Origin of the sequence: Aliivibrio finisterrensis, assembly GCF_008933155.1 — a bacterium.
Classification (GTDB): domain Bacteria; phylum Pseudomonadota; class Gammaproteobacteria; order Enterobacterales; family Vibrionaceae; genus Aliivibrio; species Aliivibrio finisterrensis.
The window spans coordinates 1-4629 of record NZ_WBVP01000042.1; the positions used below are offsets into that span (position 1 = coordinate 1).

A 4629-nucleotide genomic window follows, 5' to 3' on the forward strand; every position below is an offset into this window, starting at 1 on the left:
TCTTTTGTTGATTTACTCACTACCCGCGGCATGGAGACGAGCACGCTTTCACTGGATTATGTTGCGTCACTTGTCACGATTGTCGATGACATCAATGCCCTTATTGCTAACAATCAAACTGTCAGCGACAGCGTTTTAGTCAACAGTGGGGAGTTCACTAATATTGTCAGCGAGAATCTTAATGAATATAACAGTGAGTTTACGCGTTTAGGTACGCTAGGATCGATTGGCGCTATACAAGCGGTGATTGATGAAGTGAATGCACATGTCACTGTGCTTGCACAAATTGTGGGTTATGCCGACAACAATGATGCCTCTGGTTTGAGTTTTATAGATTTAAACAATGTGATTGGCTTAACCGCGCTTGATACCAATAATCATGCTTACTATCAAACCTTGATTGCCGCAAACATTGGCAGCAATGTCGATGCTGCTGCCAAGTTACAAACCTTGATTGATAGCGCCAACGCCAGCCAATTCCAAATTGATGCCATTGGTCAGTATGCAGCAAGTAACAACGCGGATGCGTTGACCATCGATATGCTGCAAGGCATTGCCGGTTTGACGGTAGACAACAATAACCTCAGTCACTATCAAGCGTTTGTTGTTGAAAGTAGCGCTTCAGACATCATTGATTTAGCCAGTTTACAACTCATCATTAACGATGCAGATGCCTTTGTCCTCGATCCACAATGGGCAGTGACAGGGCAAGCGGTGGCGAACAACATCAGTGGCGCATCGGTGCGAGTGTTTGCAATTGAAGCGGGTTCGAAAGGCACAGATCTCACCAAAACAGCAGGTACTACCGACGCCAACGGTGCCTTCAGTATGGCGATTGTGCCGACTTCGCTTCCTGTAATGATGGAAATCACTGGCGGCAGCTATGTTGATGAAGCAACGGGTATGACACTTAACAACAGCACGCTAACGGCAGTATTACCCGAGATAGCGCGCCGTGATGTCGTGACCGTGTCACCACTCACTGACATTGCCGCTAAACGTGCTGCCAGTGATTTAACCGTAGCAGGGATCAATGCCGCAAACGCTTTGATTACCAGCACCTTCTTAGACTCCACCAATGCCAATGATGTGTTTGCGATTGCACCAGTGGATATGAATGCCACAGGCACAGGGCTTGCTCAGCAATACCGCAGTGCCTTGATTGGTCTTTCTGTGCTCGGTGGCGGTGAAGCTCTTATCAATATTACTCAAGACTTGGCGACAGATTTAGCAGACAACTCGCTTGATGTGAATACCGCCAAAGCCTTGTACTTCAATACGCAAACTTGGCTGCGTCGTCATGGCATGACAGATTTGGCGCTTAATGTACCAACCTTTGGCTTAGACAGCGCCGCACAACAAGCCGTGGATACAGTGATTGCCAATGACACGACCTTGGGGTACTTCCCTGAAATCTTGCAAACCAGTACAGGCTCGCTTGATTTGACCACGTTACTCTCAGGTTATGTGCCAGCAGGCAGCAATGTCAGCGTCAGCATCCTTGAGGGTGACAGCTTAACGCCACTCACAGGGACCTTCGATACCAGCTTGTACAGCAGTGGTGCGCAAGTGCAAATCAGCGTAGACGTGGACGGGGTAGCGCGTTTAGAAACCATTACCCTGCAACCTAGCGCGACACCTGTTTCTGTTACTTCAACCCTTAGCGACATCAATAATGGCTCTCACACGCTGACGGTGACCGCTTCTGATAGTCAAAGTGTCACCATCGAAAGCCTAACGCCAGATGTTGCCACTATCGCCAATGATCAAATTAGCGTGGGTCAAGATGGCACCGCCCGTTTTGCGGTGACGGCAAATGATGGCACATGGCAAGACGTGGTCAGCCTAGATGTATTGTCACCTCGTACAGCACCGAGCATCGATTGGGCACTCAATGCCAGCGGTGATTTGCAAGTGGCTAGCATTAATGGTGACACAGTGAATGTTAATGTGAGTTACCAAGGCAGCGATTCGAGCTTGACCATGATGACGCTCTTGCCAGTCGACAGAAATGCGAGTGATAGCATTAGTTGGATGGTGGAAAAAGACGGCGTACGTTTCTCAACGGTACAAAGTGTTGACGTGGCGGATGTGGTCAATCCTATTGCTATTAATAACTTAACTGCGCGTGTGACAGATACGTCCATCAGCGATGCGGATTTATTTGCCGAGTTTATGGACTTGGTGGATGTTGCAACCGATGCCACTACGCTTGGTTTATATCGCAATGAACTGAGCAGTAACTCAGTGAGTAGCATCACCGCATTGCAAACGCTTATCACCGAGCAAAATTTAACCGCCACAGCATTCATTGATTTGCAAAACACTGATGTCGCCAGTATCACGCTTGTGCAACTTCAAGCTTTGATGCCCGAGCAAGTTTTGCATGAGAGCATTGTTGATGATTATCGCACCGCACTGGCTGACAATACATGGATGTCTCCGTCTGATGTACAAAGTCTGATCGTTGATGTAAATGATGAGCTTATTCTGGCATTTGGACCCACGGGCGATTACGACCGCGATGGCATTATTAACAGTGAAGATCCCGATGCCGATAACGATGGTATCAACAATGAATACGAACTCGCGGCGGGCTTTGACCCTTATGACAGTGCTGACATTGATTTCTCAATTGACAATAACAATGACGGTAAAGCGGACATTTGGTTCACGATACAAGCTGCGATGCCAACAAGCGGAATGGATATTGATACGTGGAATGCGCATGTTATCGCCCAAAATATACCGCCTGAAGTGGTGGTGAATACCTTTATCAATCAATCAGCACAAGAAACGGTTAACTTAAGCACGCTTGGTGGTGAAGTTTCTTATGAATTTATTGTCCACTTCGCCGTTGACCGTTCTAACTCATTAGCCATATTCGGTAATAGCGCGACTGGTTGGAGTTTACGTTTAGAGCAGTGGAATGATACAGGTAAATTGGGTGTGACCAGATATGGCGTTGGTGATTACACCTTTAATGCGTTATCAGGTCAATCTGTTAACAGTCCTTACGGCGATCCCGCACATGTTATTTATATTATGCGAAGCGGTATGACAGAAGTTTGGGTCAATGGCGTACAAGTGGGCGACCTCAATAATCAGGCGCTTTTAATTAACCAAAGCAGTGTTCCGCTCGGCATCATGGAAGGTACAGTGAATGGTGATGAGGGGATTTATGGCTTTGCTGCTTATAACCATGCGCTAAGTGAAGATGAAATTTTATCCGCGTACCAAAACGCGCTAGATGTGTATGTCGATAGCGATGGTGATGGCATCTATGACCGTTTAGATCCTGACGATGATAACGATGGCTATCTTGATAATGGCGATCCTGATATTACCGGTTTCGGTACAGGACAAGTCCTTGCTGGTGTGCTCGGTGACATCAACGATTTATTGGCGAATAACCAAAATATCGAAGAAAGCGTATTAGTTGATAGTGGTCGATTCTCCAACATCATGAGTAGCAATATGGTCCAATACAACACTGAGTTTTCAGTTGTCGCTAACTTTACCTCTTATGGCGATATTCAAGATCTGATTGATGAGGTGAATACCTCAGTGAATGCGCTAAACCTGATTGTTGGGTTTGCTAATGGCAATGATGCCAGCACATTGACGGTTACTCAGTTGAATAGTGTGATGAACCTAAGCGGTGTCGATGCCAATAACTTACTTTACTATCAAGCCTTGATAGCAAGCGACATCGGCAGCAATGTCGATACCAGTGCGAAATTGCAAACCTTGATCACCAGTGCCAACAGCAGTCAATCTCAAATCGACACAATTAGCCAATATGCAACAAGCGATAATGCTAATGCCTTGACCATCGCGATGCTGCAAGGGATTGCAGGCTTGAGCGTTGACACGAATAACCTGTCTTATTACCAAAATTTCATCGAAGAGAGTGAGGCGCCAGATGTCAGCGATCTTGTCAAATTACAAATCCTGATTGATGACGCTAATGCCTTCGCGCTTGACCCGCAATGGGCGATCACAGGTCAAGCGGTGGCGAACAACATCAGCGGTGCAACGGTGCGAGTGTATGCGATTGAAGCGAATTCGAAAGGCACAGATCTCACCAAAACAGCAGGCACCACGGACGCAAACGGTGCATTCAGCATGGCGATAATACCAACCGATTTACCTGTCATCATGGAAATCACCGGCGGCGTCTACATTGATGAATCAACGGGTATTTCACTCAATAACGGCACGCTAACGGCGATATTGCCTGTTATTGCTCGTCGTGACGCCGTGACCGTGTCACCACTTACCGACATTGCCGCTAAAGTTGCGGGCAGTAATTTGACCGTGACAGGTATCAATGCTGCAAACGCTTTGATTACCAGCACCTTCTTAGACTCCACCAATGCCAATGATGTGTTTGCGATTGCGCCAGCGGATATGAATGCGACAGGCGCAGGGCTTGATCAGCAATATCGCACCGCCTTGATTGGCTTGTCGGTATTGGGCGGCGGTGAATCCTTAGCCAATGTGACTCAAGATTTGGCGGCAGATTTGTCTGACAACATCCTTGATGTAAATACCGCCAAAGCCTTGTACTTCAATACCCAAACCTGGCTGCGTCGTCATGGCATGACAGATTTAGCGCTCAATGTG

At 47.1% G+C, this 4629-nt stretch carries 1 protein-coding gene; it reads left to right on the forward strand.

The annotated features are described in order from the left end of the window. A partial coding sequence (locus F8B77_RS17585) for a beta strand repeat-containing protein (RefSeq protein WP_167512857.1) occupies window positions 1-4629 on the forward strand: 4629 nt, incomplete at both ends.